The organism is Vibrio sp. 1078-1, assembly GCF_033340475.1.
In genome coordinates this window covers 1-538 of the sequence record NZ_JAWOWM010000792.1, presented here as the reverse complement: position 1 = coordinate 538, position 538 = coordinate 1, and the positions used below count along the sequence as shown (strand labels likewise).

The 538-nt window shown below is 43.9% G+C and carries 1 protein-coding gene and 1 pseudogene; both read right to left on the bottom strand.

Going from position 1 to position 538, the window contains the following annotated elements; genetic code table 11:
* A partial coding sequence (gene gspG, locus R7190_RS30095; protein WP_318138236.1) for a type II secretion system major pseudopilin GspG occupies positions 1-310 on the bottom strand: 310 nt, incomplete at its 3' end.
* Between the two features lie 61 nt (positions 311-371).
* Positions 372-538 (bottom strand): annotated as a pseudogene (locus R7190_RS30090) (type II secretion system protein GspF); the annotation flags it as partial.

Below are 538 nucleotides of genomic sequence, written 5' to 3'. Positions count from 1 at the left end.
CCCAAGGGTCATTTGGAAGACGCTTGATGTAACCACCATCACGGTAGTTGCGCGGTTCTGGGTTAGAAGGCTTAGTAACCAATGCGTCTAGACCTTGGTCTGTCGTTGGGTACACGCTGTTGTCTAGCTTGTACATATCCAACGCGTTCTCTAACGCCACAATGTCAGTGATCGCTTTTTGTTGGTCTGCCTTTTCTTTGTTGCCTAGCAAGTTTGGAACAACAAAACTTGCCAAAATACCCAAGATAACAACAACTACCATCACTTCTAACAGTGTGAAACCGTGTTGCTTACTACGCTTAAATTTCATTTTTTTCTCCGAAAGTTAGATTCAAGCCACGTCTTAATTTAGACACGCCTTAATTCGAATATTATCCGCTCATCAAGTTATTCATTTCTAGCATCGGCATCAAGGTCGCCATGACAATGAATAACACCAATCCAGCCATTAATGCGATCAAGGCAGGAGTGAACACTCCCAACGCAATATTGACCGTAGATTCAAAGTTTTGGTCTTGGTTGTCCGCCGCACGCGTCA